Consider the following 2,343-nt stretch of genomic DNA (forward strand, 5'->3'; position numbering starts at 1 on the left):
GTCATCAAGGCGTGCCTGGAGCTCGGCAAGGACCCGGCCGAGACGATCGCGATCTTCCGGATCCCCGGCGCCTGGGAGGACGAGGGCTTCAAGATCCTCGACAAGTACGGCATCGAGTACTGCGACCGCTCCGTCTCCCTCTGGGACGCGGCCGGCCGCGCCGTCGCCAAGATCCAGGGAGCCGCAGCATGAGCATCCTCATCAACGAGAACACCACGTTCATCATCCAGGGCATCACCGGGCGCGAGGCCATCAACCTCACGCGTGAGTGCCTGGACTACGGCTCCAAGATCGTCGGCGGCGTCACGCCGGGCCGCAAGGGCCGCGAGGTCCACGGCGTGCCCGTGTTCGACACCATCGAGCAGCTCATCGAGGCAGGCGGCGGCGCCATCCCGGACGGGTCGGTCGTGACCGTGCCCCCTGCCGGCACCAAGGACGCCGTCTTCGAGGCGCTCTACGCAGGCATCAAGACGATCGTCATCGTCACCGAGCGCATCCCGCGCCGGGACGTCGCCGCGATGGTCGAGCTCGCTAACGAGCGGGACGCTCGCATCATCGGGCCGAACTGCCTGGGCCTCATCGTGCCGGGCGTCGCCAAGATGGGCGGCATCGGCGGTCCCGCCAAGAACGCCGCGCAGGCCTACCAGCCGGGCGCGGTCGGCGTGATGAGCCGCTCCGGCGGCATGACGACCGAGATCTCCTCGACCCTGACGGCCGCCGGTCTCGGCGTGTCGACGGCGGTCTCGATCGGCGGCGACGCGATCATCGGCTCCACCTACGCAGAGCTCATGCCGTACTTCGAGGCCGACGAGCAGACGCAGGCCATCGTCATCTACACCGAGCCGGGCGGCCGCATGGAGGCCCAGCTCTCCGCGTGGGTCAAGGAGAACGACTCGCGGCTCCCGATCATCGCGTTCATGGCCGGCAAGTTCATGGACGACGACGAGATGCAGGGCATGTCCTTCGGCCACGCCGGCACCATCGTGGAGGGCAAGGAGGACAGCGCGACCGAGAAGATCGCGCGGTTGCAGGAGGCCGGGATCCCGGTGGTCGAGCGGATCGACGAGATCCCCGAGATGGTCAAGAAGGCCATCGCCGAGAGGAGCGCAGCATGAGGAAGGACGACGTGTTCATCGCGGTCGAGGTGAGCGACGCGGTCGCCTCCGACCCGGCGCTCGGCGCGAAGCTCGACGAGGTCTGCCCCGTCGGCATCTTCAAGGGCACCGACGGCGGCGTCGACATCGTCCAGGAGAACCTCGACGAGTGCGTGCTCTGCGGCCTCTGCTACGACGCGGTGCCCGCGGGCGGCGTGTCGGTCCTGAAGCTGTACGAGGACGGGGTCGCGCTGCGCTAGCAGCCGTCCCGTCGCCGGTCCTGATCCCCGGTGCCTGAGCTTCCCGAGGTGGAGGCAGCGCGCGCGCTCATCGAGGCACGCGCGCTGCACCGGGAGATCGCCGCGGTCGACGACCGCGACTCCTACGTGTGCCGGCCGCACGGTCCCGGCGAGCTCGCCGACGCGCTGTGCGGGCGCACGCTCACGGCGGCGTGCCGCATCGGCAAGTCCATGTGGTGCGAGACCGATGGCGGCGACGGGCCCTCCCTGGGCCTGCACCTGGGCATGGCCGGGCGCATCATCGTCGACGACCACTACGCCGGGGACCCGGTCGGCGACGGCCCCACGAGCGGCTACAGCGGCGCGGCCGGGCATCCCGATCCGGGCTTCGCGACGAACCCGCAGTGGGCGAGGTTCACCCTCGGCTTCGCGGACGGCGGCGAGCTGCTGCTCTTCGACAAGCGCCGCCTCGGCCGCGCGGTCCTGGATCCGCGTCTCGACGCCCTGGGCCCCGATGCGCTGGAGGTCGGCAAGGCGGAGCTCGCCGCCCGCGTGGGCTCCGGCGCGGCGCCGCTGAAGGCGCGGATCATGGACCAGTCCGTGATCGCCGGTGTCGGGAACCTCCTGGCCGACGAGACGCTGTGGCAGGCCTCCCTCTCCCCCGTGCGTCCGGCCGGCGAGCTCGACGCCGAGGAGCTCGCGCGCCTGTGGACGGTGATGCGGCGGACGACGCGCGCCGCGATCAAGCGTGGCGGCGTCCACACCGGCGAGCTGATCCCCCACCGCCGCCGTGGCGGCACGTGTCCGCGCTGCGCCGCGGACCTCGTCCGGGCGACGGTGGGCGGCCGGACCACCTGGTGGTGCCCGGTCGAGCAGACCTGAGGGGCGGACGCGCGCGCTCGGTCAGCCCAGCGCGTGCTCGGGCGCCCACACCGTGTGGGTCCCGCTCGAGATCCGCTCCGGCAGCAGCACCCGCGCGATCGGCCCCCCGCTGATGTCGGCCGCGTCGA

General features: G+C 71.7%; 4 protein-coding genes. All 4 read left to right on the plus strand.

Annotated elements, in window-relative coordinates; translation table 11 throughout:
* A partial coding sequence (locus ABYE80_RS19870) for a hypothetical protein (protein ID WP_372792041.1) occupies positions 1-192 on the plus strand: 192 nt, incomplete at its 5' end.
* On the plus strand, positions 189-1,115 hold the full coding sequence (locus ABYE80_RS19875; protein ID WP_372792042.1) for a CoA-binding protein: 927 nt from the start codon (positions 189-191) through the stop codon (positions 1,113-1,115). The genes ABYE80_RS19870 and ABYE80_RS19875, both read left to right, overlap by 4 nt.
* Positions 1,112-1,354, plus strand: a complete 243-nt coding sequence (locus ABYE80_RS19880) for a ferredoxin family protein (protein WP_372792043.1) — start codon at positions 1,112-1,114, stop codon at positions 1,352-1,354. Before ABYE80_RS19875 ends, ABYE80_RS19880 begins: the two co-directional genes overlap by 4 nt.
* A gap of 30 nt (positions 1,355-1,384) precedes the next feature.
* Positions 1,385-2,215, plus strand: a complete 831-nt coding sequence (locus tag ABYE80_RS19885) for an Fpg/Nei family DNA glycosylase (protein ID WP_372792044.1) — start codon at positions 1,385-1,387, stop codon at positions 2,213-2,215.
* The last annotated feature ends 128 nt before the right edge of the window (positions 2,216-2,343 follow it).

The organism is Paraconexibacter sp., assembly GCF_041602235.1.
Taxonomy (GTDB): Bacteria; Actinomycetota; Thermoleophilia; order Solirubrobacterales; family Solirubrobacteraceae; genus Paraconexibacter.